16 protein-coding genes are annotated in these 24,492 nt (G+C 72.9%); 7 read left to right on the top strand and 9 right to left on the bottom strand.

Features of this window, described 5'->3' with window-relative positions:
* Nucleotides 1-34: 34 nt before the first annotated feature.
* Nucleotides 35-409, bottom strand: a complete 375-nt coding sequence (locus A6A25_RS21790; RefSeq protein ID WP_143193326.1) for an ATP-binding protein — start codon at nt 407-409, stop codon at nt 35-37.
* A gap of 120 nt (nt 410-529) precedes the next feature.
* On the opposite strand from A6A25_RS21790, the gene A6A25_RS21785 reads away from it, so the two are divergent.
* The 5 genes from A6A25_RS21785 (at nt 530) to A6A25_RS21765 (ending at nt 6,279) form a co-directional block, all read left to right on the top strand.
* Entirely contained in the window at nt 530-1,813 is a 1,284-nt protein-coding gene (locus tag A6A25_RS21785) for an erythromycin esterase family protein (RefSeq protein ID WP_073892787.1), read from the top strand.
* Nucleotides 1,814-1,910: 97 nt separating this feature from the next.
* On the top strand, nt 1,911-2,321 hold the full coding sequence (locus A6A25_RS21780; RefSeq protein WP_073892786.1) for a hypothetical protein: 411 nt from the start codon (nt 1,911-1,913) through the stop codon (nt 2,319-2,321).
* A gap of 230 nt (nt 2,322-2,551) precedes the next feature.
* The gene (locus A6A25_RS21775) at nt 2,552-3,094 is read left to right on the top strand and encodes a QsdR family transcriptional regulator (protein WP_241828841.1); all 543 of its coding nucleotides are present in this window, start codon (nt 2,552-2,554) and stop codon (nt 3,092-3,094) included.
* A 495-nt stretch (nt 3,095-3,589) separates the two neighbouring features.
* A complete protein-coding gene (locus A6A25_RS21770) occupies nt 3,590-4,951 on the top strand; it encodes an alpha/beta hydrolase domain-containing protein (RefSeq protein WP_241828840.1) in 1,362 nt (453 codons plus the stop codon).
* Complete coding sequence (locus A6A25_RS21765; RefSeq protein ID WP_073892784.1) at nt 4,948-6,279, top strand: alpha/beta hydrolase; 1,332 nt, start codon at nt 4,948-4,950, stop codon at nt 6,277-6,279. The genes A6A25_RS21770 and A6A25_RS21765 overlap by 4 nt, the downstream gene beginning before the upstream one ends.
* 284 nt (nt 6,280-6,563) lie before the next feature.
* Here A6A25_RS21765 and A6A25_RS21760 read toward each other — a convergent pair whose 3' ends face one another.
* From A6A25_RS21760 to A6A25_RS21735, 6 genes are all read right to left on the bottom strand, one after another.
* Nucleotides 6,564-7,838: an amidohydrolase gene (locus A6A25_RS21760; RefSeq protein WP_073892783.1), complete on the bottom strand. Its 1,275-nt coding sequence runs from the start codon at nt 7,836-7,838 to the stop codon at nt 6,564-6,566.
* A 136-nt stretch (nt 7,839-7,974) separates the two neighbouring features.
* Nucleotides 7,975-8,733 (bottom strand): thioesterase II family protein, encoded by a 759-nt coding sequence (locus A6A25_RS21755; RefSeq protein ID WP_073892782.1) that lies wholly within the window; start codon nt 8,731-8,733, stop codon nt 7,975-7,977.
* Nucleotides 8,726-13,846 carry a non-ribosomal peptide synthetase gene (locus tag A6A25_RS21750; protein WP_158073786.1) on the bottom strand — a complete coding sequence of 1,707 codons (5,121 nt, stop codon included), beginning with the start codon at nt 13,844-13,846 and terminating at the stop codon, nt 8,726-8,728. Before A6A25_RS21750 ends, A6A25_RS21755 begins: the two co-directional genes overlap by 8 nt.
* A gap of 77 nt (nt 13,847-13,923) precedes the next feature.
* Complete coding sequence (locus tag A6A25_RS21745; protein ID WP_073892780.1) at nt 13,924-14,952, bottom strand: TauD/TfdA family dioxygenase; 1,029 nt, start codon at nt 14,950-14,952, stop codon at nt 13,924-13,926.
* Complete coding sequence (locus A6A25_RS21740) at nt 14,949-15,989, bottom strand: TauD/TfdA family dioxygenase (RefSeq protein ID WP_083668539.1); 1,041 nt, start codon at nt 15,987-15,989, stop codon at nt 14,949-14,951. The genes A6A25_RS21745 and A6A25_RS21740 overlap by 4 nt, the downstream gene beginning before the upstream one ends.
* 18 nt (nt 15,990-16,007) lie before the next feature.
* Nucleotides 16,008-19,145: a non-ribosomal peptide synthetase gene (locus A6A25_RS21735; RefSeq protein ID WP_083668538.1), complete on the bottom strand. Its 3,138-nt coding sequence runs from the start codon at nt 19,143-19,145 to the stop codon at nt 16,008-16,010.
* Nucleotides 19,146-19,547: 402 nt separating this feature from the next.
* Here A6A25_RS21735 and A6A25_RS21730 point away from each other — a divergent pair, with 402 nt between their 5' ends.
* Entirely contained in the window at nt 19,548-20,900 is a 1,353-nt protein-coding gene (locus A6A25_RS21730) for a glutamate-cysteine ligase family protein (RefSeq protein ID WP_158073785.1), read from the top strand.
* A gap of 68 nt (nt 20,901-20,968) precedes the next feature.
* Here the strand turns inward: A6A25_RS21730 and A6A25_RS21725 are convergent, their stop codons facing one another.
* Nucleotides 20,969-21,637: a type 1 glutamine amidotransferase gene (locus A6A25_RS21725; RefSeq protein ID WP_073892774.1), complete on the bottom strand. Its 669-nt coding sequence runs from the start codon at nt 21,635-21,637 to the stop codon at nt 20,969-20,971.
* A gap of 294 nt (nt 21,638-21,931) precedes the next feature.
* Nucleotides 21,932-23,002 (bottom strand): LacI family DNA-binding transcriptional regulator, encoded by a 1,071-nt coding sequence (locus tag A6A25_RS21720; RefSeq protein WP_073892772.1) that lies wholly within the window; start codon nt 23,000-23,002, stop codon nt 21,932-21,934.
* A 188-nt stretch (nt 23,003-23,190) separates the two neighbouring features.
* Here A6A25_RS21720 and A6A25_RS21715 point away from each other — a divergent pair, with 188 nt between their 5' ends.
* On the top strand, nt 23,191-24,492 hold the full coding sequence (locus tag A6A25_RS21715) for an ABC transporter substrate-binding protein (RefSeq protein WP_073893228.1): 1,302 nt from the start codon (nt 23,191-23,193) through the stop codon (nt 24,490-24,492).

Genomic DNA, 24,492 nt, shown 5'->3' with positions numbered 1-24,492 from the left:
CGGGTGGCGTCCTATGCGTCTCGATCGGGCGGCGTCAGACCGCGAAGACCAGTTCGGCCCACACCGTGGTGAAGTCCGCCTGGGTCAGCACGCCCCAGCGCTCGGTCAGCCCGGCGACCAGGAGCAACCCCGCCGAGGACGCCCACGGCACGGACCGGCGGACGGCGCGGTCCCGCACGCTGACCACCAGCGCCTCGCGCCACCGGTCCAGCACGAGTTCGAGCACGTACGGCGGCGAACCGTGCCGCCGGGCGTTGTCGTACAACTCGCCGACCACGAGACCGATCAGCAGCACGTCGAACGCGCCCCAGCCTTCGAGGTGCTCGCGCAGCCACCGGGCGACCTCGTCGGGCGAGGTCGCGTCACCGTCCTGGACGACCAGGACAACCGTGTCGTGGCCGGCCGTCACGCCGACCAGCGTCCCACCGGACGGGCCGCGCGCACCCGACGACAACCTGACGACTGCCTTGCGATCGCCGAGCGGTTTGCCGCACCGGACGAGGGGTAGGCCGACGGTGCGGAGGGAGCCATGAACCGCTACGGGGACGAGGTCGCGGCGCTGGCCGTGCCGTTGCGCGACGCGGGCGACTTCGACGTGCTGCTGGACCGCGTGGGCGACGCGCGGGTCGTGATGCTGGGCGAGGCCAGTCACGGCACGCACGAGTTCTACCGGTGGCGTGCGGAGCTGACCAGGAGGCTGATCACCGAGGAGGGCTTCTCGTTCGTGGCCGTGGAGGGCGACTGGCCCGCGTGCGACCGGGTCGACCGGGCCGTGCGCCGCCTGCCGGACGCGCCCGGGGACCCGCGGGCCGCACTGGCCGCGTTCGACCGGTGGCCGACGTGGATGTGGGCGAACGAGGAGGTCGTGGACTTCTGCCGGTGGCTGCGCGGCCACAACGCGGGCCTGCCGGAGGAGGAGCGGGTGGCGTTCCACGGGCTCGACGTCTACTCGCTGTGGGAATCGCTGCGCGAGATCCTGACCCACCTGCGCGAGCACGACCCTGGCGAGGTGCCGACGGCGCTGGCCGCCTACCGGTGCTTCGAGCCGCACGGCGAGGACCCGCAGGAGTACGCGATCTCGACCCGGTTCGTGCCCGCGGGCTGCGAGAACGAGGTGGTCGACCTGCTGGTGAGGCTGCGGCACCGGGCGGCGGCCGACGGGACCGGCCGGTTCGGCGCCTGGCAGAACGCCGAGGTCGTCGCCGGCGCCGAGCGCTACTATCGCGCCCTGGTCGGCGGGCAGTCGTCGTGGAACGTCCGCGACCGGCACATGGACGCCACCCTCGACCGGCTGCTCGACCACCACGGGCCGGGGTCGAAGGCGGTCGTGTGGGCGCACAACACCCACATCGGTGACGCCCGGGCCACCGACATGGCCGTCTCGGGCCTGGTCAACCTCGGGCAGCTCGCCCGCGAGCGCTTCGGTCCCGCGCAGGTCGTGCTGGTGGGGTTCGGCACCCATCGCGGCACTGTCATCGCCGGTGAGGCCTGGGGTGCGGGGACGCAGGCGATGCCGGTGCCGCCGGCCCGGCCCGGTTCGCTGGAGGACGTCCTGCACCGGACCGCGCCCGACGAGGCGCTGTTCGTCTTCCCGCGCGACGACCGGCCGGACCTGCTCACCGCGACGCTCCCGCACCGCGCCATCGGCGTCGTCTACCACCCGGAACGGGAGCGGTGGGGCAACTACGTGTCGACCGTCGTCGGCGAGCGCTACGACGCGTTCCTGTGGTTCGACCAGACCACCGCGCTGCGGCCGCTGCACACCCGCCGGGTGGACGCGTTCGAACCCGAGACGTATCCGAGCGGTGTCTGAACGTCACCGAGTGCCCTGGGGCTGACCTCGAAAAACGAGAGGTTGATAACATCGTGTCACGGCCACCGCGGGCCGTCCGCTCGACAAGGATGGCACCGTGACCAAGGCACAGAGAATCGCAGCGGCGTGGGCGAACCTGCCCGCACCGGAGTTGACCGACCAGGTCCGCCTCCTGGTCAAGGCCCGCGACGCCGCCGCGCGCGCCGTCTGGTCGGCCGTGCGCGAGAACAACGTGATCGCCGCACGGGTGCGTGGCGCTCTGGCGGGCCTGAAGGCCGAGTACCGCGGTCACCGCGACGAAGCCATGTGGCTGATGTGGATCGGCCAGGTCCAGCAACAACTCGCCGCACCCCCCACCGCTCCAGCCGTGGAGACCGCGGTCGAGGACGTCACGCCCGACCTGGAGCCGATCGTCACCGAGTGGACCCCCACCCAACCCGCAACGCCACCACGCCCGGCCGTCGACGCCCCCGCCGTGCTCTTCCAGGAACCCGCCTCCACGAAGTAACCCCGGCCACTCCCGGACGCCGCATCCGACAACCCAGCCTTCAGCTCGGGCGCGAAGCACCACCTCCGCAGCCACCGAGCCCTCGAACGCCCCAGCGTGCGTGACGTGGCGCACACACCGATCCGGGTCTCGCGGACCGCCGGGCCGGGCCGCGATGATGCGAAGGTGCCGGACGGGCGCGCCGGCGGAAGCGAGGGCGAGCGGTGGGGTCGACCGGCACGCGGCGGGTGGTGAGCCAGGACCAGGTGCTGCGCGGCGCCTGCCGGTTCTTCCTGCGGCACGGCCGGGTCGACATGGACGCGTTGGCGACGAGCCTCGCCATCAGCCGGGCCACCCTGTACCGCGTCGTGCACAGCCGGGACGGACTGCTCGCCGACGTGCTGTGGGTCCTCGCCGACCGACTACTGGCCCGTGCCCGGCAGGAGCGGACGAACGGCGGCGTCGAGGGCGTCCTCGAGGTGACGCGGCGGTTCGTGGCGGAGTTGCGCGCCGCCGACCCGTTCCGAGCGTTCCTGCGCAGCGAGCCCGACACGGCGACCCGGGTCCTGTTCAACGCGTCGGGAGGCCTCCACCGACGGGCCGTGTCGGCGCAGAAGGAGATCCTGCTCGAAGTCGACGGCGGACCGTGGTCCACGGCGACCCTGGACCAGGTGGCGTTCCTCTACGTGCGCATCGTCGAGTCCGCCCTCTACGCCGAACTGCTCACCGGCGCCCCACTGGACCCCGCCCTGGCCGAGACAGCCGCCCGCACAGTCCTCCTCCAACACCGCTGACACCACCCACGCCCCCCGCACCGCATTTCCACTCCCCTGCCCACCCTTCGCACCGCATTTCCACTCCCCTGCCCACCCTTGCCCACGCCTGTCCGCCGCCGGGCCGGCCGTTTTCTCCGGCTAACGTGAGAAATGCGATTTAGGTTGTCAAAGGTTGCATCTACCGCCCAATCGAGCGACACCCCATCGGACCCGCAGCAGAACCGCAAAGGCCCGATTTTACCTGGGGTTCGGGTGCTTTAGGCTGGTCGAAGCCGGGCAGGCTTGGCGGGCGCTTTATCCGCCAGGCCTGCCCGGCTTTGGCCTGCCTGGAGTACCCGTAAGGGGCCCCATGTCAAATCGAGCCGAACCCAACCACCGAGCCCGTCCCCCAAACACAACACCCCACCACCACTGCGACAGCAGTCTCACGATCTCCCCGCGTGCTGGTGCACGCCGCACACAGCCGGCTACGGTCGGCGATGATCCCCATCCCCCATCGCTGTGGGAGCCGGTATGTCCCCTTTCCCCTGGCGCCGCCTCACCTTGGCCGCAGCCGCCCTCGGCCTACTCGTCCCCACCACCATCCCCGCCTCCGCCTCCGCCTCCGACGCACCCGCCCCCGTCCCCCGCGTCGTCGGCCCCCTCCCCGGCACCGTCCCCGGCGACCGCCTGGCCGACCGGATCGAGGACACCTACCCGTTCTTCTCCACCCCGGACGACCTCGCCGCCGCCGGCTACGTCGAACAGGAGTTCCACCTCTCCGGCACGGCCGACGCCTTCGCCCTCGACGGCACGAAGGTCGCCACGGCCGTCCCCTACACCACCCGCGTCATCGTCCGCCGCCCCGCGCACGCCTGGAAGTTCACCGGCACCACGCTGGTCGAGTGGCAGAACGTCACCGCCGGCTACGACCTGGACGCCTTGTGGAACGCCGAGTCCGTCACCCGCGCGGGCCACGCCTGGGTCGGTGTGTCCGCGCAGCGGGTCGGCGTCGACCAGCTCAAGACCTGGAGCCCGGCCCGCTACGGCACGCTGGACGTCACCGGCGCCGGCCGGTTCACCGCCGACGAGCTGTCCTACGACGTCTACACCCAGGCGGGCCGGGCGATCGACTCCGGCGCGGTCATGGGCGGCCTGCGCACCAGAACGCTGCTGGCCATCGGCGCCTCGCAGTCGGCGGCCCGGATGACCGTGCTGTACGACCGGGTCCTGCCGCAGCAGCGGCCGGTGTTCGACGGGTACGGCTTCATCGTCGGCACCGCACCGACCCGCGTCGGCGTGGAACCCGTCTTCCAGGTGCTGTCCGAGACCGACGTCCGGTCCGCGCAACGCCCGGCCGACACCGACCGCTTCCGCCGCTGGGAGGTCGCGGGGACGGCGCACTCCGGTTACGAGGGCCAGGCCTACCGCGCGCCGATCTCCGAACGCGACCTCGGCGGCGCGCCCCAGTACGACTGCGACCGGCCCGCGTTCAGCCGGATCCCGATGCACCACGTCACCGCCGCCTCGTACGACCACCTGCGCCGGTGGGTCGAGCGCGGCACGCCGCCACCGACCGCCCGGCCGTTGGAGTTCGAACCGGATGGCGTCACCAAGAAGCGCGACGCGCTCGGCCTCGCCCTCGGCGGCATCCGGCTGTCGCAGCTGGCCGCACCACGGGCGTTGAACACCGGCGACAACTCCGGTGAGACGTTCTGCCGCCTGTTCGGCACGCACGTGCCCTTCGACGCCGCCACGTTGGCCCGCCTCTACCCCGAACGCGGCGACTACGTGCACCGGGTGGTGACCGCCGACGTCGCGAACGTGCACGCCGGCTACCTGCAGCCCGCCGACGCCCGGCAGAACCTGGCCGACGCCGTCGGAGGCACGCGATGAGGATCCCCGTGGTGGCACTGATCGCCGCCCTCGCCACGACACTCCCGACCGTCACGCCCGTGCCCGCCAGCGCCGACGTGCCGACCCCGATCATCTTCGTCCACGGCCAGCAGGGCTCGGCGCAGCAGTGGCAGTCCAACGCCAAGCGGTTCTCCGGCAACGGCTACCCCGACGCGCTCCTGCACGCCTACGAGTACGACACGAGCATCCCGACCAACGACCACGCCATCGCCGGGCTCGAAGCGTTCATCGCCACCGTCCGGGCCCGCACCCGGGCCGCCAAGGTGGACGTGATCGCGCACTCGCGCGGCACGACGGTCATGCACACCTACCTGTCCGTGCCCGAACGGGCCAGGGCGGTGCGGAAGTACGTCAACGTCGACGGACGGTCCAGCGCCACCCCACCGGGCGGCGTGCCGACGTTGGCGCTGTGGGGCAGCCTGCAGCCCAACGGCTCCATCGGCGGTGCGACGAACGTCCACCTCACCACCCTCGGCCACACCGAGACGACCACGTCGGCCGAAGGTTTCGCGCACATGTACCGGTTCCTGCGGGGCAGGCCCGCGTTCACCACCCAGGTGGTGCCCGAACTGCCCGCGCTGGTCCGGATCGCGGGCCGGGCGACGTACTACCCGCAGAACACCGGCGTCGAGGGCGTGGTGCAGGTCTGGGAGGTCGACAGCGGCACCGGCGCGCGGCTCGGCACCGCACCCCGGTACAGCGTCCGGACCGGCGCGGACGGCGCGTTCGGCCCGCTGCCCGTCAACGGCCGCAAGCACTACGAGCTGGTGGTGCTGCGCGACGGACAGCTGCCCTACCACTCCTACTTCGAGCCGTTCGAGCGCAGCGACCGGTTCGTGCGGTTGCAGGTGTCGCGCCCCGGTGGCATCACCGACAACGTCGACCGCTGCCCGACGCACAGCGCGCTCACCGTGATCCGCAACCGCGAGTGGTGGTCGGACCAGCCCGACAGCGACAAGTTGGAGGTCAACGGCGTCAACGTCCTCGAACCGGCCGTGTCCGCGAAGCTGCGCCAGGTCCTCGCCGCGTTCGTGTTCGACGACAACTGCGACCGGGTGTCCACGCCGGGGGTCGCCTTGCCGCCGTTCGCCACGCTGCCGTTCCTGACCGGGGTCGACGCCTACCTGCCCGCCCAGGCCGATGGCGGCGGCACGATTCGCGTCACCCAGACCGCGCGCGGCAGCGAGGGTCGGACCCGCACGATCGCGGTGCCGAACTGGCCGTCGGACGCGCACGCGGTCACGGTGCAGTTCAAGGACTACCTCGACAATGGGACCGGAGGGGGCCGCCACACGTCCCCTTGGTGAGGTTGGAAAGTCGGCTCGGTGGTTGGGGCAGGCTCGATTTGACATGGGGCCCCTTACGGGTACTCCAGGCAGGCCAAAGCCGGCAGGCCCGGCGGGGAAAAGCGTCCCGCCGGGCCTGCCGGCTTCGACCAGCCTAAAGCACCCGAACCCCATGTAAAATCGGGCCTTCTGCGGTTGGGTTCCGGTCCGTTGTGGCCGCGTTTGTGGGCTTCTGCCGGGTTGCGGGTCCGATGGGGTGTCGGGGGCGCGTTCGACGCACACCGTTCGGTCTCGAGGTGCTGCGCTCAGCCGACCCCCAGCGAGGCCAGGGCCGCGTGCACCATGGTGCGCACCCCGACCGGCAGGGCGCGTTCGTCGGCGTGGAAAGTCGGCTGGTGCAGGTCGCCCTGCGGCCCCTCGCCCGACCAGATGCCCAGTCGCGCATACGAACCTGGCACGTGCTCCAGGTACCAGCCGAAGTCCTCGCCGCCGCTGGACTGGGTGGTCGACGTGACGGCCTGCGGTCCCAGCGCGGTGGTGATCGCCTGCTGGAGAAGCGCGGTGCTCTCCGGGTCGTTGTCCACCACGGGGACGGCTCGGACGTGGTCGAGTTCGAAGCGCACGCCCGTCGGGCGCAGCAGCGAGCCGACGATCTCCTCCACCAGCGCGGGCAGTTGGCCGTTCACCACCGGGTCGCCGGTGCGCAGCGTGCCGCGCAGCACGCCTTCGCGCGGTGTGCCGTAGGGCGTTTCCGGCGCGTCCATCAGGCCCCACGCCAGCACGGTCCCGGACCGGGGGTCGACGCGTCGCGCCAGCATCGCGGGCAGGCCGGTCGCCACCACGCCGAGCGCGTGCACGACGTCGGAGCTCAGCTCGTTGCGCCTGCCCGTCCCGGACGCGCGCACCCGCAGTTCGAGCATGTCGCACGCCGACGTGACCGGTCCGACCCTGGTCCCGATCCGGCCGACGAGCACCTTCGGGTCGCAGTGCAGGCCGAAGATCCGCTCGACGCCCTCGGCCCCGCCCGCCGCGATCACGTCGTGCGCACCACCGGGCTCCTCCTCCGCGGGCTGGAACAGCAGCCGCACCCGGCCCGGCAGTGCCGGCGCGGACGCCAGCGCCGCTGCCGCGCCGAGCAGGATCGCGGTGTGCACGTCGTGGCCGCACGCGTGCGAGATGCCCGGCACGCGCGAGGCCCACGACTCACCCGTGGTCTCCGGCACGGCCAGCGCGTCGATGTCGGCCCGCAGGGCGACGACCCGCGGCCCGCTGCCGACCTCGCAGATCACGCCGGTCTCGATCGGCAGCACGCGTGGCGCCAAGCCGAGGGAGCGCAGGATCTGCACGATCGTCGCCGTGGTGCGGAACTCGCGGCGCATCAGCTCTGGGTTGGCGTGCAGGGTGCGCCGCCACGACATCACCAGCGCGAGGTTCGCGTCGAGCCACTCGTCCAGCCACCGCGGGCCGCGCCCGGCTCCCGGGTCGGCCACGGGCACCACGTCGTCGACGATCGGGCCGAACGGGACGACGTCCGTGCCGCCGGTGGACGCGGGCAGCAGCTTGCTCGCAACAGAGGTCATGGTGGGCTTTGCCGTTCGTGCCAGGGCGTCAGGCCGCCTCGGGGAGCGACACGTCGCTCGTGTCGGGCACATCCTCGCCCACCCTTCGGGCAAGATCCACTGCACAGCGTCGTAATCGCCCGATCGGGTGGACGGCTCAGGCCGGCACGCCCGCTGCATCCGCGCAGCCGCGCACCACCGCCGCACGCAGCCCGTCGGGACGACGGCGAAGCATGTCGTGGCCGCCGGGCACGACCGTCGCGGTGAACCCGCCCGAGGTCAGCTCCCCCCACGCGGACGCGAGGTGGGACGGCACGTGGACGTCGTCCGCGCCGGTCACCGCGTCGATCGGGCACCGGATCGGCGGTCCCGGCCGGTACCGGTAGGTCTCGCCCAGCTCGAAGTCCGCCCGGAACGCCGGCAGCACGGCGGGCAGCAGCTCCGGGTGGTCGACGGTCTCGTCGGGCAAGGCGCCGAGCGCGGCCAGCTCGGCGACGAACCGCTCGTCCGACATGGCCGAGTAGGCGGGCAGCCGCCCCGCCACGTGCGGCGCCCGCGCGGAGGAGACGATCAACCGTGCGGGCGGTACGCGAGCCTGTCGTTCCAGCCTCCGGACCAGCTCGAACGCCACCGTCGCGCCGAGGCTGTCGCCGAGCAGCACCAACGGCGGCCCGGTGTGCGCGGTCAGTTCCGCCGCCAGTGGCGGCAGCAGTTGGCCGAGCCGCCGGACGGGCGGTTCACCGGAGCGTTCCCGACGTCCGGGCAGCCGCACGGCGAGGACGTCGATCCACGCCGGCAGGCCGGAGGTCAGCCCGGTGAACGTGCCGGCGTTCCCGCCCGCGGGCGGCAGGCACACCAGCCGCACGCGGGCGGCACGCCGGTCCGCCCGTCCGACGAGCCACCGCGGGTCACCCACCGGCGCACCGGGCGAGCAGGGCGTCGAACCGGGGTTCCCTGGTGAACGACGGGAGGTCCACCGGCACGTCGTGCCGCTCCCGCAGGGCCGACACCAACCGCAGGGCCGACAGCGAATCTCCACCCGCCTCGAAGAAGTCCGCGTCCCGGGACCGCGGCCGGTGGCCGAGCACCTCGCCCCACAGGGCGGTCAGCCGGTCCTCCCACTCGGTGATCACGTCCGCCGCGGCGGTCGCCACGGCGGGCAGCGGCACGTCCGGCTCGGCGCACAGGCGGTCCAGCAGCCACGTGTACCGGGCCGCGAGCTCGGCGATCCCGCCGTCCCGCAACGCTTCCCCGGCGTAGGTGAGGCTCAGCCGCAGGCCGTTGTCCCGCGGGTCGACCTCGAAGTCCACCGCGAGGGCGAACCCGACGTCGACCGGGATGGTGGTGCCCGGTTCGAGCCGGACGCGCCGTCGACCCGGGTCGGGCTTGTCGAACCGGGTGAAGTTGAAGAACGCGTCGAACAGCCGTCCCCGGCCCGCGGCGCGCTCGATGTCCGCCAACGGCACCAGGTGGTGGCCCATCAGCTGCTGCTCCGCCCGCCAGGCCCGTTGGGCGAGCGTGCCAGGCGGGTCTTCACCCACCGCCAGCCGCAGCGGCAGCGTGTTGAGGAACAGCCCGAGCGTGCGGTCGCCGCCGTCCTCGCCCGTCCGGGTGCTGGTGACCAGGCCGGTGATGACGTCGTCGCGACCGGTCTGCTCGGCCACCGCCCGCACGTGCACCGCGAGCAGCAGCGCTTTCAGCGGCACCGCGAACTCCGCGCCCACGCGTTCCAGCCGGCCCGGCAGGTCGGCGGGCAACGGCTGGTGCAGCACCCGGTCGGTGCGGGGCGGCTGCCCGCCCGCCGCGCCGATCAGCAACGGCGCCGCACCGGCCAGCTGTCCCTGCCAGAACGCGCGACCGGCGCTGTCGGTTCGGGCGGCGCGTTCCACCTCCACGAACCGGCGGAACGGCATCATCGACCGGGTCGGCGGCGGTTCGGGCTCGCCGTGCAGCAGCCGTTCGTAGCGGTTGGCGATCTCTTCCAGCACCAGGGCGAGGCTCCAACCGTCCAGCACGGCGTGGTACTCCGACACCAGCAGCTCGAACGACTCCCGGTCGACGCCGAACGCCCGGAACCGCACCAGCGGCGGCACGGCGAAGTCGAACGGCGTCTCCACCTCGTCCCGCACCACCGCGGCGATCCGCGCGCGCCGCGCCACCGGGTCCAGCTCGCGCAGGTCTTCCACGACCAGCGGCACCGGCACGTCCCGGTGGACCAGTTGCAGCGGCTCGGAGTAGCGGCCGAGGTGGAACCCGGTGCGCAGGATCGGGTGCGCGGCCACCGTGTCGGTGAGCGCGCTCCGCAGCGCGTCTGGGTCCAGCGGCGCGGTCACGCGGTAGGTCGTGACGTTGTGGTAGTTCGCGGCACGGCCCGTCAGCGTGCTGTGGTACAGCATTCCCTGTTGCAGCACCGTGATCGGGTACGCGTCCTCGACGTCGGCGGGCATCAGCCGCCGGTCGGCCTCGCCGAGCAGGGTGAACCGCCCGCCGGGCGGCTCGGCGACGGTGCCGGTGACCCCGCTACGCGCCAGGTCGCGGATCGTCTGGTGGGTGAACATGCTCTGCAGCGGGAACGCCAGCCCGCGCCGGGCGGCCGCGGCCTGGACCCGGATCGTGCGGATCGAGTCGCCGCCGAGCTGGAAGAAGTTGTCGGTCACGCCGACCGGCGCGACTCCGAGCACGTCCTGCCAGATCTCGACCAAGGCCTCTTCGACGTCGTCCGCGGGCGGCTCGTGGTCGCCGGAGCCGCGGTCGGCGGACGGCGCGGGCAACGCCGCCCGGTCCACCTTGCCGCGGTCGGTGAGCGGGAACTCGTCCAGCACGACCACGGCGGACGGCACCAGGTACGCCGGCAGCCGTTCGGCGAGCCAGTCGCGCAGCTCGTCCTCGGCCACCGCGCCGACCGGGCCGGCGCCGACGACCGGCCGCGGGTCGTGCGCGTACTCGGGGCGCACGGCGTAGAGCATGAACCGGTCGGTGCCGGCCAGCACCGCGTCCTGCTCCACCACGACGTCGAACCCGCGGTCCTCCAGCAGGCCGACCACGTCCTCCACCCGGCCCTCGGTCTCCGTGCCGACGCCGTCGTGCACCTCGGCGGCGATCTGCCGGACCACCGGCCAGTGCCGTTCGTCCAGGCCGCGCAGGACGTCCAGCTCGGCGCGCTGCACGTCGACCTTGAGCAGGTCGATCACCGGCACGCCCAGCTCGTCGATCACGTCGGACAGCCTGCGCAGTCGGCAGACCTCGGTGGCGCCGGCGAACCGGTCGGCGAGGATCTCGTCGGCGCGCGCGAGCAGTTCGGCGCTGTCGGTGCCGCGTTCGTTGGTCAGGTACCGCTTGATCAGCTCGACCTCGGCTCCGGCGTCGGCGTAGTCCGCTCGGCCGGACATGACCGAGTAGCCGGGGTAGAAGGTGAAGGCGACGTCCTGCTCGGTGTCGGACAGGCCGAACCCGAACACGTGCGCGGGCACGTCGTGCGCGGCCAGGTTCGCGGTGAGCTTGGCGTGCACGGCGGGCAGCGGCTCGAACGCGTACACCGTCGCGGTGTCGCACTCGGCGTGCGCGAACAGCGAGAACATGCCGATGTTCGCGCCGACGTCGAACACCACGGCGCGGTCGCGCAGCACCACCCCGCCGCGCAGGTACGCGCGTTGCCGGAAGATCTCGTCGTAGAGGTACCGGGTCTCGTGCGGGTTGACGCCGTCGACCCGGTCGAGGTCGAGGTGCGCGGCGGCGACCGGCTGGACGTAGGCGACCAGGCGGGTGCCGTGGCCGTCGTCGTCCCGCCCGGTCACCACGGCGCGCCGCACGCCGGGGTGCGCCGCGAGGGTGCCGGCGACCTCGCCCGGCTCGACCCGGATGCCGTTGACCTTGAGCTGGTCGTCCAACCGGCCCAGGTAGGACAGGGCGCCGTCGGGTCCGAACGCGACCCGGTCGCCGGTGCGGTAGACGCGGTCGACCGTGCCGTCGGGCAGTGTGGTGGTGACGAACCGCTCGGCGGTGGCCACCGGGTCACCGAGGTAACCGCGGGCGAGCCGGTCGCCCGAGACGCACAGCTCACCCGGCACGCCGACGGGGACGGGCCGCAGGTGCTCGTCCAGCACCCACACCCGCGCGCCCGGCAGCGGCCGGCCGATGGTCGGCGCGCGGGACGCGGTGATCTCGGCGGCGGTGGTGTCCACGGTGCACTCGGTGGGTCCGTAGACGTCGACCGACCGCGTACCCGGCAGTGCGGCCAGGTGGTCCCACAGGTCCTGGTCGACGGCCTCGCCGCCCACCAGGAGCAGGCGCGGCAGCGGTGCGCCTGCCGAGAGCAGCAGGCGCAGGTGCGAGGGCGTGCAGTCCAGCACGTCGACCCGTGCCGCGGCCAGGTGGTCGAGCAGGGCACGCGGGTCCTGGCGGAGGTCGTCGGCGAGCACGTGCAGGGTGTGGCCGTGCGCGAGCTGGACGAGCTGCTTGACGGAGGCGTCGAAGGTGAAGGGTGCGTTGACGGCGACCCGCAGCGGTCCGGGCTCGGCGCCGTACACGGTGTCCGCCAACGCCAGGGTGAGGCTCGCGGCGGCGCGGTGCTCGACCACCACGGGCCGCGGCACGCCGGTGGAGCCGGACGTGAAGATCACGTAGGCGTCCTGGTCGGGCACGATGCCGGACGTGTCGACCGACGCGCCGGGGTCGGGTACCGCCGGGATCTCCTCGACCGGCACGGACAGCTCCGGCACCGGTCCGGTCGTCAGGACCAGCCGCGGCCCGACCGCCTCGACCAGCTGTGCGGTGCGGCGCCGGGGTGCCGCCGGGTCCAGCGGCACGTACACCGCGCCGGCCCGGAGGATGCCGACGAACGCCGCCACCGTGCGCCAGGACCGTTCTGCCAGGACCGCCACCCGGTCGCCCGGGCCGACCTCCCGCGCGTGCAGGCGGGCCGCGATCGTGGTCGCCAGGGCGTCCAGCTCGGCGAACGTGAGGACGCCGTCCTCGGCGCGCACCGCCTCGCCGTCCCTGTTGCGGATCCCGGCGTCGAGCAGCGCGGTCAGGGTGGAGGGCGCCGGTGCGGGTTCGGTGCCCGCCCACGCCACGAGCCGCGCCAGTTCCGCCTCGCCCAGCGCGTTCCCGCCGTCCAGTCGGGTGGCCACGGCGTCGAGCAGCCACGCGGCGGTGGTCTCGTCGCAGCTCAGGCCGTCGAACGACAGCGTGAGCCGCACTTCGTCGGCCCGGATCTCGGCGTGCAGGTGCAGCGGGTGCTCCGGAACGGGCGTCCGCACCGTCACGGCGACCGCGCCCAACCCGGCCAGCTCGGCGGGCTCCACCGCCCGGGTGACGCTGAAGCCCACGGTCAGGTCGTCCGCGGGCGGGGCGACCGGCAACGTGCGCTCGGCCTCCCGCAGCGCGGCCACGGCGTCGTCGGCCGTCCAGCCCCGGTCGACCACGACGGGCACCGCGCACTCCAACGGCCCCACCACGTCGGCCGTGCCCGCCGCCGCACGTCCGGCGCTGTACCAGGCGACCGGCAGGCCCTGCTCGTCCACGTACCGGCCCAACGCCAACGCCCACGCCGCGAACAACTCGTCCGCGGACGCCACGCGCGCAACCTCCCGCCGCACGCCGGGACCGCCGTTCGACAGCGGAACGGCGAACGGCCGTGCGGCCACCGGCGGCAGAGTCTCGCCCTGGTCCAGCCGCCACTCGGAGACGTCCAGGAACTGCAGGCGGTCGTCGTCGTCCGGCAGCGGTCGCCCCGCGTGGACGGCGTCGAGTTCGAGCAGCAGGAGCCGCACCGACTCGGCGTCGGCGACCAGTTCGGACGCCGACACCACGAGTTCGGTGTCGTAGGCCGTGACGGCGACCAACGGGCCGGTGACCGGGTCGCCCAGTGCCGACCCGACCCGCAGGTCCGGGTCCACGACCTGCAACGGGACCCGCACACCCGGCCGGGGTTCGAGTCGCAGGCGCAGTGCCTCGTGCCGGTCGGTGAGCGCGTCCACCGCGGCCCGCAGCCGGGCCGGGTCCGGTGCGGCGGCCAGGCGGACCGTCACCGTGGTCGATCGTGCGTCGTGCGTACGGCTCCACGTGCGGCGTTGCGCCGGGAGCAGCCGGTATGCGTCGAGGTTGGTCACAGGCCGCCGTCCGTGTGTAGGTCCGACATCGCCACCAGCACCCGCCGGTCACCGCGGAACGGCGCGCGTCCGTGGGTGGCGAGGAAGTTGTCCACGACCAGCACGTCGTCGCGCTGCCACGCGAAGCTGATCGCCGAAGAGCGGTAAAGGTCGCGGACGAGCCCCACCACGTCGTCCGGGATGGGTTCGCCGTCGCCGTAGTAGGCGTTGCGCGGCAGTCCTTCGAAGCCGAACTCGCCGACCAGCGCCGCGCGCACCTCGTCCGGCAGGTTCGACACGTGGAACAGGTGGGCGTGGTTGAACCACACCACCTCACCGGTGCGGGGGTGCCGTGACACGGCCTGCCGCACCGAGCTGGTGCGCAGCGCGCCGCCCGGGAACCACTCGAACGCCATGCCCGACGCCCGGCAGTACGCCTCCACCTCGGCGCGGTCGGTGGTCTGGAAGACCTCCTGCCACGGCAGGTCGAGGTCCGGGCCGTAGTTGCGGACGTAGCGGACGCCGTGCCGCTCGAAGCGTTCCCGGACCTCGGCCGGGATGCGCGGGTACACGTACCGCTCGCTGGCCAGCGGCGTGGCGCCGCCCTCGGCCGCGGGCACGTCGCAGTAGAAGTACAGCCGTCCCGGCCAGTTGTGCGCGTAGGACATCTCGTGGTGCAGCGGGATCCACTGGTCGGCGCTGAACTCGGTGGACGTGAACACCTTGTCGGCGACCTCGGTGCGCGGCGCGGCGCGTTCCAGGTAGTCCAGCAGGTGGGGCGTGAGCGCGCGGGCCGCCGCGCCGAAGCCCGCCGGTCCGTCCACCGCGAACCCGCGCAGCAGCACGGCGCCGTAGCGGTCGAGGTCGGCGAGCACGCCGTCACGGTGCTCGGACAACCAGGTGACGAGGTCGAGGTCGGGCACGGCGGCCTCGACGCGGAGCACGAACGGCTCGTCGCTGAGCGGGACGCGGCGCACGAGGTCGACGGGTGCGCGGGACCCGGTCCTGGCCCGCCGTTGAGGGCCCGGAGCGGTCTGCGGGCTCACGCGGACTCACCCGACCCGAACGGGTCCTGCCCCGAGGGATCCGCCATGGCGGCGAGGATGCGGCGGTCGCCGCGGAACGGGTCGCGGCCGTGCGCGGCGAGCATGTTCTCCACCACGAGCACGTCACCGCGCCGCCAGTCGAACCCGGTGGTCTCCGCCTCGTACGCGGCCCGCAGCTCGGCCAGCACGTCGTCGGTGATCGGGCTGCCGTCGCCGTAGTAGGTGTTGTAGGGCAGTTCCTCCGGCGGCAACGCCTCCCGCAGCCCGGCGCTCACCTCCGGCGGCAACGACGTCACGTGGAAGAACAGCGCGTGGTTGAACCAGGTCCGCTCGCCGGTGACCGGATGGGTGTGCACGGCGGGCCGCACCTGGCTGGTGCGCAGGCCGTGCGCCCCGATCCACTCGAACCCGATGCGGCGACGCAGGCAGTACTCCTCCACGTCCGCGCGGCTCTCGGTGCCGAACACCTCCTGCCACGGCAGGCTCAGGCCCGGCTGGTAGTTGCGCACGTACCGCACGCCGAGGTCTTCGAACCGCGCCACGGTCTCCGGCCGCAGCCGGGCCAGCACGCGCCTGCTGTCCGCCAGCGGTGTGCGGCCGCCCTCGTCCGGCGCGGTCTGGCAGAAGAACACGATCCGCAGCGGCCAGTTCAGCGTGTACGACTGCTCGTTGTGCAGCACGATCGGCTGGTCCGCGGGGTGGTCGGTGGAGGTGTAGACCCCTTCCACCACCTCGCTGCGCGGCGACGACCGCTCGCCGTAGTCGAGCACCTGGTCCGACAGCGCGGACATCACCGACCGGAAGTCGTCCGGGCCCGTGACGGCGAAGTCGCGCAGCAGCACCGCGCCCGCCGTCCGGGCGAGCGCGTCGAGCGCGGCCTTGTTGCCCGCGACCCACTGCGCGAGGTCGAGGTCGGGCACGGTGGCACGGACCAGGGCGGGCAGGCCGCGCGGCGCCCAGTCGGGGTCGGTGGCGACCAGCGCTCCCGGCCGGGCCCGTCGGGTGATGGCCGGTGCGCCGGCGGTGGTTTCGGACATGCTTCGCCTCCCGCGTGGTCAGGCTCGGACGAGTGTTGCCACGGCGCTGTCCGGTCGGGCCAGTGCGGCCGACAGCAGCGCCGCGTAGCGGTCGTGCAGGTCGCTGATCGTGGGTGCGCGGAACAGGTCGGTCCGGTAGGTCCAGCGGGCGAGCACACCGTCCGGCCGGTCCTGAAGCCACAGCGTCAGGTCCAGCCGGGCGTCGTCCGAGCCGAGTTCCACCGCGTCGAACACGACCTCGCCGCACCGGACCGGGGCGACCGGTTTGACCACGCCGAACGAGGCCTGCACCAACGGGGTGTGCGCGGGTGTGCGTGGCGGGCGCAGCCGGGCGACCAGGCTGTCCAGCGGCACGTCCTGGGCCGACGCGGCGAGCAGTGTGGCCTGCCTGGTCTGTCGCAGCAGAGCGCTGAACGGCTGCCCGGCGTCGACGCGCAGCCGCACCGGCAGCAGGTTCACGAAACAGCCGATGGCGTCTTCCGACTCGGGATCGGTGCGGCCCGCGAAGGCCGAGCCGACGACCAGGTCGTCCACCCCGGACCAGTGGTGCAGCAGCGCCGCGAACGCGGCCAGCCCCACCATGTGCGGCGTGACGCGGTGTGCGGCGGCGGTGCGGCGCAGGGCGTCCGGGACGGTGTCGGGCAAGGCGCGCTCCACGCGTCCGCCGCCGCTGCCGCGCACCGGCGGGCGGGGCAGGTCGGTGGGCAGGGCCAGCAGGTCCGGCGCACCGCGCACCGAATTGGCCAACGCCGTCGTCGCGGCACGTCCGGCGTCGCTGTCCAGCCAGGCCAGCTGCCGTGCGGCGAACAGGGCCGGGCCGGGACGTGCCGCCGGTGCGGGGTCCGGTTCGGCGTAGTAGTGGGCGAGGTCGCGGACCAGGATTTCCAGCGACCAGCCGTCGAAGACGATGTGGTGCGCGGTCAGCACGATCGCCACCGCCTCGCGGTTCGCGGTCACCACGCGACACCGCACCAACGGCGCGCGTTCCAGGTCCATCGGCCGCGCCGCGTCCTGACGGGCCAGTCGGACCAGCTCCGCGTCGTGGTCCGGACCGGTGGACTCGGTGCGCCGCACGACCAGCGGCACGTGCGGGTGAACCCGTTGCACGGGCTCCTCGTCGGCCAGGGTGAACGACGTCCGCAACGCCTCGTGCGCCGCGACGACCGCGCGGACCGCGCCGCCCAACCGGTCCGGGTCGACGCCGGGACCGCACCGGATCAGGAAGCTCAGCAGGTACGACGTGTCACCGGGGTCCATCCGGTGCAGGAACCACATCCGCCGCTGGGCCGGGGACAGCGGCCCGTCCCGACCCACCGCCCGCGGCACCGCGTCGGCCGCCGGACGGAGCGTCGCGGTGTGGGCGGCGAGGTCGGCGACCGTCGGGTGGTCGAAGATCGCGCGGATCGTGACGGGCAACCCGAGGGACACGCGCAGCCGGGCGGAAACGCTGGTGGCCAACAACGACTCGCCGCCGAGCGCGAAGAAATCGTCGTCCCGGCCGACCTCCACCCCCAGGACTTCGGCCCAGACCGCGGCGATGTCGCGCTCGATGCCGTCCGCCGGCGGAAGGGAAGAAGGCAGGGCCGACCAGTCGCTCCGGGCACGGGGTGGCGGGGGCAGGGCGGCCCGGTCGACCTTGCCGCTCGGCGTGCGCGGCAGCCGGGCCAGCCACACCACCTCGCCGGGGACCAGGAAGTCGGGCAGCCGTCGGCGCAGCGCGGCCACCGCGTCCACCTCGCCGTTCCCGACCAGGTAACCCACCAGCCGGGGCGCGCCGGACGGTCCCGTGGCGACCGCCGCCGCAGCGGCGACGACGCCGGGCAGCTCCTCCAGGGCCGCGGCCACCTCGCCCGGTTCGATCCGGTGACCGCGCAGCTTGACCTGGTCGTCCAGCCTGCCCAGGAACTCCAACCGGCCGTCCGCGCGGCGGCGCACCCGGTCGCCCGTGCGGTACATCCGGCCCGGGAACCACGGATCGGGCAGGAACCGGGCGGCGGTCTCGGCCGGCCGGTCGTGGTAGCCGCGGGCGAGCCCGTCACCGGCCAGGTACAGCTCGCCCGCCGCACCGGGCGGGGTCGGCGCCAACGTCGCGTCGAGCACGTACGCGCGGGTGCCCGGCAACGGCACCCCGATCGGCGGCGGCCCCCCGTCGCCACGCGCGATGTCCGCCCACGTCGAGTAGGTGGTGTCCTCGGACGGCCCGTACAGGTTGAGCAGCCTGCGCAACCCCGGCAGCTCCCACGCGCGGCGGGCGAGGTCGGCGGTCAGCGGCTCACCGGCCAGGCACACCGTGCGCACGCCCGCCGGCACGGCACCCGCCGCGATCAGCTCCCGCATCGCCGACGGCACCGTGTTCACCAGCCGCACGCCCGCCGCACCGTCCAACGACGCGAGCGCGAGCACGTCGTCCACGAGGACGAACCGGCCACCGGTGGCCAGCGGGCCGAAGATCTCGAAGATCGACAGGTCGAAGCAGACCGAGGTGGCGGCGAGCACCCCGCCCAGTTCCTCCTCGCCGAACGTGGCCGCGACCCACTCCAGCAGCCGTGCCGCCGACCGGTGCTCGACGCACACCCCTTTCGGGCGGCCGGTGGACCCCGAGGTGTAGATCAGGTACGCGAGGTGCCGCGGCGTCACGGCGACGCGCGGTCGGGTCGCCGGGAACTCCGCGAGGCGGAGGTCTTCCCAGCACAGCGCCGCCGACGCGGGCAGCCGGTCCCGGTGGTCGCGGTCGGTGAGCACCAGCCGGGTGTCGGCGTCCTCGGCGATGAACCGCAGCCGTTCGGCCGGGTAAGCCGGGTCCAGCGGGACGTAGCACCCGCCCGCGTTGAGCACCGCGAGCAGCGCCACGACCAGCCGCGGGTCACGCGGCAGGCACACCCCGACCCGGTCACCGGGCCGGACACCGCGCCGCACGAGCAGCCGCGCGAGCCGGTTCGCCCGAGCCTCCAGCTCCCGGTACGTGACCGCGCTCCCCCGGTGGCTCAGCGCCACCGCGTCGGGCACCCGATCGGTGGATCGCCGCACCAGTTCGTGCAGGCACAGATCGACCCACCGCGCCGTCTCGGCCGCTTCGGCGAGCGCCACGCCGGATCGCGGCCGGGACGACTCGGGAATCCGGGCGGAACGCCGCCGAAAAGGGCGCGAGTCGACCATCGACCTCTCCCGGTGAGAGCTTTCGTGGAAATGCCGCGACCATTTGCCGCAAAGTCGCCTCTACCTGCGCACCGGACGTCTACCGGCGGATACGAGTTTCCCCGGCGGATACCCGGGCAATGGGAAACCTAGGGGCAGCAGCGGCCACCCGGCAAGGACGCGTCCGTTAATTAGACCTAAAGGCGGAAGGGGTTCCCACGGGCCGAACACGGCTGGTGCGGCAAGTGCGGCCGACCGCTCGGAACAGGACAGGAATTCCACGCACCCCGGCTTGGAATTCCAGTCCCGCATTACTGCGGAGACCCGATCGGGTGAACGGTGACCTCGATCACCAGCACCATGTCGACCTCTCTAGACTTCCGGCGATCCGACCGGTCGGCGACAGATGAGGATTAGATGCGCATGAGCACCACCGGGCCGCTCCGACGAGAAGACCTCACGTCTTTGTTCACCAAGTCGGGTGAGGTCCGCGAACAGGTCGGGCTCGAGGTCGAGAACGCGGTGGTCGACCCGGACACGGGGCTGGCGGTGCCCTATTCGGGACCGAACGGCGTGCGCGCCCTGCTCGAAGCCGTGTCCGCCGAGTTCGGCGGCGAGCAACTGCACGACGGCGAGCACCTGACCGGCATCAAGACCGACAGCGGCATGATCGTGACCCTGGAGCACGGCGGCGCGCTCGAGTACGCCTCCGCGCCCACCGCCGACCTCGCCACCGCCGTGGACGACATGCGGCAGACCATGGAGCGGCTCGCCGACCTCGCGGGCAGCCTCGGCCACGCGATCCTGCCCGGCGCGAACCTGCCGTTCAACCGGGTCGAGGACGTGCCGTGGGTGCCGAAGCCGCGCGGCGCGCTGATGCGCGAGTTCTTCGCGCACATCGGCGAGCCCGGCGAGTGGGGCCCGACGGTCATGGCGCTCACCCTGTCCACCCAGGCCACGCTCGACTACACCTCGGAGGAGGACCTGGCCGAGAAGGTCCGGATGCACGTGGCGGCCTCGCCGGTGGTGTCGGCGCTGTTCGTCAACTCGCCGCTGGAGGGCGGCGAGCTCACCGGCCTGCGGTCGCGCCGCAGCCAGTGCTGGCTGAAGACCGACCCGCGCCGCTGCGGCCTGCTGCCCGCCGGGTTGCGGGACAAGATGACGCCCGACGACTTCGTGGAGTGGGCGCTGGGCGTCCCGATGATCTACCACCAGACCGCGGACGGCCGCTACCGCCTGGCGGGCGACCGGCCGTTCGGCGAGATCCTCACCGACGGGTTCCCGGACGGCGGCATGCCGACCTGGGCCGACTGGACCTCGCACCTGTCGCAGGTGTGGACGGACGTGCGGGTGCGCGGCACGCTCGAACTGCGCGCGCCCGACGGCCCGCCCTACGCGCACATCCCGGCCGTGCCCGCGCTGTGGGTCGGGCTCACCTACCACCGGCCGTCCCGGGTCGCGGCCTGGGAGCTGCTGCGCGACCACTCCGCCGACGACCTCCGGCGCACCATCCGGGAGGTGCCGACCGAGGGCTTGTCGGCGATGGTCGGCGACGTCCCGGCGCGGGAACTGGGCCGGGAACTCGTGCGGCTGGCCAAGGAGGGCCTGTCCGCCCGGGTCGCGGCCGGACTGGAGCGCGACGCCGTGCTCGGGTACCTGGACCCGATCGAGGAGGTCCTGGACACCGGCACCACGTTCGCCGACCACGTCATCCGCCGCTGGGAAGGCGAATTCGACCGCGACCCGGCACGGTACGTCGCCGCTTTCCGCGTCTGACCACCGATCAGGTGAACGGCCCGCGTCCCGACGACGTGGTGCGGGCCGGATCCTCGCGGTACCCGCGGTCACCCGCGCGGACGCGCCAGGAACCAGTCGAACAACGCGAACGCCTGTTCCCGCGCGTGAGGCGCGCGTTCCCCCGTTTCGGCGCGCAATGCCGGCACGTCGAGTCCGACGTCGCGCAGGTACTCCTCGTCCCGGTCGAACAGCTCGTCCATCTTCGACGGATCCGCCTCGGGGTGGAATTGCAGGGCGATGCTGTTGCGCCACACGTACGCCTGCGGACCGACCTCCGTGCGCGCGACCAGCGTCGCGCCGAGCGGCACGGTCAGCAGGTCGTTGTGCACGAGCATCCACGGCCCGACGCCCACGGGGCCGTCCGGCCACACGTCCAGCTCGATCCAGCCGATCTCGGGACCGGGACCCTCCTGCTCCGGCGCGCCGAGGGCGACGCTGAGCAGGTGCGCCCCGTAGCAGATGCCCATGACCGGCCGACCGGCACCGGTCGCCTGCCTGACCAGGGCGATCTCCCGATCGCGTGACGCGTCGCCGCGGTCGCGGATCGAGTGCGACGACCCGAACGACACGACGCGGTCGTACCCGTCGAGGTCGGGCCACTCCGCCGACCGCTCGCGCAGCCGCAGGTCGAACCGGAGGCCGCGCTCCTCTGCCCAGGGCCCGAACCAGCCCGGGTTCGCGTCGGCACCGTCGTTCGCCAGCACGAGGAAGTCCACGCCGATCCTCCATTCACGGGAGGCCGCGCCGCGAAACGGTCGCGAAGTCGGAGGCTAACACCGACCGGCACCGGCCACACCCGGACCGGCCACCACCGAGATGCCGTCGACCGCGACCTGTTATCGCTAACAGCGATCTGCATCCTGCCGCGCACCGGGTCCATGTTCAGGGTTGAGTCGGACCGACAGCGCTGTTAGCGTTAACAGACGAGACCTGGGTCACCCCGCACGGCCGGACGTCCAAGGAGCGGCGACGATGCCCACTCGCGCGCGCAGACGACCCCGCCCGTGGCGCTAGACCCGCTCGACCCGGGTCGGACCGGGCCGCACCGCCACGGCGGTGGACTCGCGGAGCACCAGCCGGCACGGACTGACGTGCCTGCCGGGCGCCGGTTCGCCGTTGATGGCTGCGAGCAGCAGGTCGGCCGCCGTCCGCCCGAGCCCTTCCAGCTCCATGTCGATGCTGGTCAACGGCGGCTGGCAGGCCAGGGCCATGACGTCCCAGTTGTCGAAGCCGACCAGGGCGACGTCGTCGGGCACCCGCCGCCCCGCCGCGCGCAACGCGTCGGCCACGCCCCGGGCGATCTGGTCGCTGCCGCAGAACACCGCGTCGAACTCCTCGTCCGCGCCGAGCAGGATCCCGGTCGCCTGCCTGCCCCAGGCCTCGCTCCACTCACCGAACAGCGGCGCGCCCACCAGACCGAGCCCGGACGCGGCCAGCCGGTCCACCGCGGCCGACGCGCGGACGGCCGCCGAGTGGTGGTGCTCCGGCCCGGTGACGTGGGCGATCCGCCGTCGTCCCAGGGCGAGCAGGTGGTCGACGGCCTTCCGCGCGCCACCGGCCTCGTCGGGCACCACCGAGCAGTCGTCGGGGTTCGTGGAGCTGATGAACGCGTAGACCACCGGCACGGGCAGGTCCACGCCGATCGGCGCGCGGGCCTGGGTGCGGCGGCCGGTGACGATGATGCCGTCGACCCGGCGGCTGAGCAGCGTGCGCAGGTAGTACTGCTCGCGGATCGGGTCGTCGCGCGCGTCGCACAGGAACACCGACATGCGGCCCGCGCCCAGGGAGTCCTCCGCACCGGTCATGAGCGGGATGCTGAACCGGCCGATGGTGTCGGTGGTGATCATGCCGACGGTGTAGGTGCGCCCGGAGTTGAGCGTGAGCGCGGCCGTGTTCGGCTGGAAGCCCAGCTCGTCGGCGGCGGACCGGACCCGCCGCCGGGTCTCGTCGCGCAGCGACCCGCGCCCGTTGAGCGCCTTGGAGGCAGTGCCCACCGAGACGCCCGCCAACCGGGCCACGTCGCTGATCGTGGCCGGGCGGCCCGACGACCCGGCGTTTTCCTTCGTTTTCCTCGGCGGCATGGGCGAAGGTTACCGCGCGCTGTCCACCCTGCTGAGTCGACCGACGAATTAGCACGTCACGGGCCTGAAACCCAGCCTTGACACCGGTCAGTGCCGTCTCTACGTTCTCAAGGCAACCGGTTTCCTGATTTTCCTTCCCACGTGGTCCCGCCGTGCCGGGCACGTGGTCGCCCGAGGAGACGAGCCAGATGAGTCCACTCCCACCGCCCCGCGCACGCCGGAGGCTCGCCACCGCGACGGCGGCGCTGCTGCTCCTGGCCGCGTGCCAGAGCGGCCCGCCCGCCGCGTCACCGGGTGACACGACCGCCGTGGACGACGGCACCACGATCACCATGTGGACCCGGTCGCCCACGGCCACGTTCAGCCAGACCTTGGTGGACGCCTACAACGCGAGCCACAAGAACAAGGTGGAGCTGACCGTCTTCCCGGCCGACTCCTACCAGCAGAAGGTCGGCACCGCGGCGGGCGCGAAGCAGCTGCCGGACGTCCTCGCCGCCGACGTGGTGTACGCGCCGAACTACGCGGCCAAGGGCGTGTACCTCGACCTCACGGCCCGGGTGGACACGTTGCCGTTCAAGGGCAAGCTCGCGCCCGCGCACATGGAGGCCGCGACGCACCAGGGCAAGGTCTACGGCGTGCCGCACGACATCGACCTGTCCGCGGTGTTCTACAACAAGGTGCTGTTCAGCCGCGCCGGGCTCGACCCGGAGAACCCACCGACCACGTTGGACGGCCTGTACGAGGCGGCCAAGAAGATCGACGCGCTGGGTGACGTCGACGGGTACTTCTTCGGCGGCGCGTGCCCCGGCTGCATGCTGTTCACCACCTGGCCGATGATCTGGGCCGCCGGCGAGACCGTGCTGGACGACCAGGGCACCGCCGCGACGCTCGACCACGGCACCGCCGCCGACGTGTACGGCACCATGCGCCGGATGTACGCCGAGGGCATCGTGCCCACGTCGGCGAAGAACGAGTCCGGTCCGACGTGGACGCAGCTGTTCGCCGAGGGCAGGATCGGCATCCAGCCGATGGGCGCGACCGCGTTGCAGGGCATGGAGGAAGGCCCGAACCTGCAGATCGGCATCGCGCCGATCCCCGGTCCGAAGGGCGGCCGGTCGTCGTTCGTCGGCGGTGACGTGCTCGGCATCAGCGCCAACTCCACCAAGGCCGCGGCGGCGTGGGACTTCATCTCGTGGACGCTGTCCGAACAGGCCCAGGTCGAGGTGCTGGCGAAGAACAAGAACATCACCGTGCGCAGCGACCTGGCCGATAACGCCTACGCCAAGCAGGACCACCGGCTGCGGGTGTTCAACCTGCTCGCGGGCGAGGGCCAGACGCCGATCTCGGTGAACTTCGGCAAGACGTTCAACGACACCAACGGCCCGTGGACGGCGGCGGTCACCGACGCGCTGTTCGGCGCGCAGGACGTCGGCGCGACGTTGAAGCAGCACAACGGGACCATCACCGAGTCGTTGGCCAGCGGCGGCTGA

The sequence above is a fragment of the Saccharothrix sp. CB00851 genome, from assembly GCF_001905065.1.
Taxonomy (GTDB): Bacteria; Actinomycetota; Actinomycetes; order Mycobacteriales; family Pseudonocardiaceae; genus Actinosynnema.
Note: the sequence above shows the minus strand (reverse complement) of the source record. Positions and strands in the feature narration are given on the sequence as shown.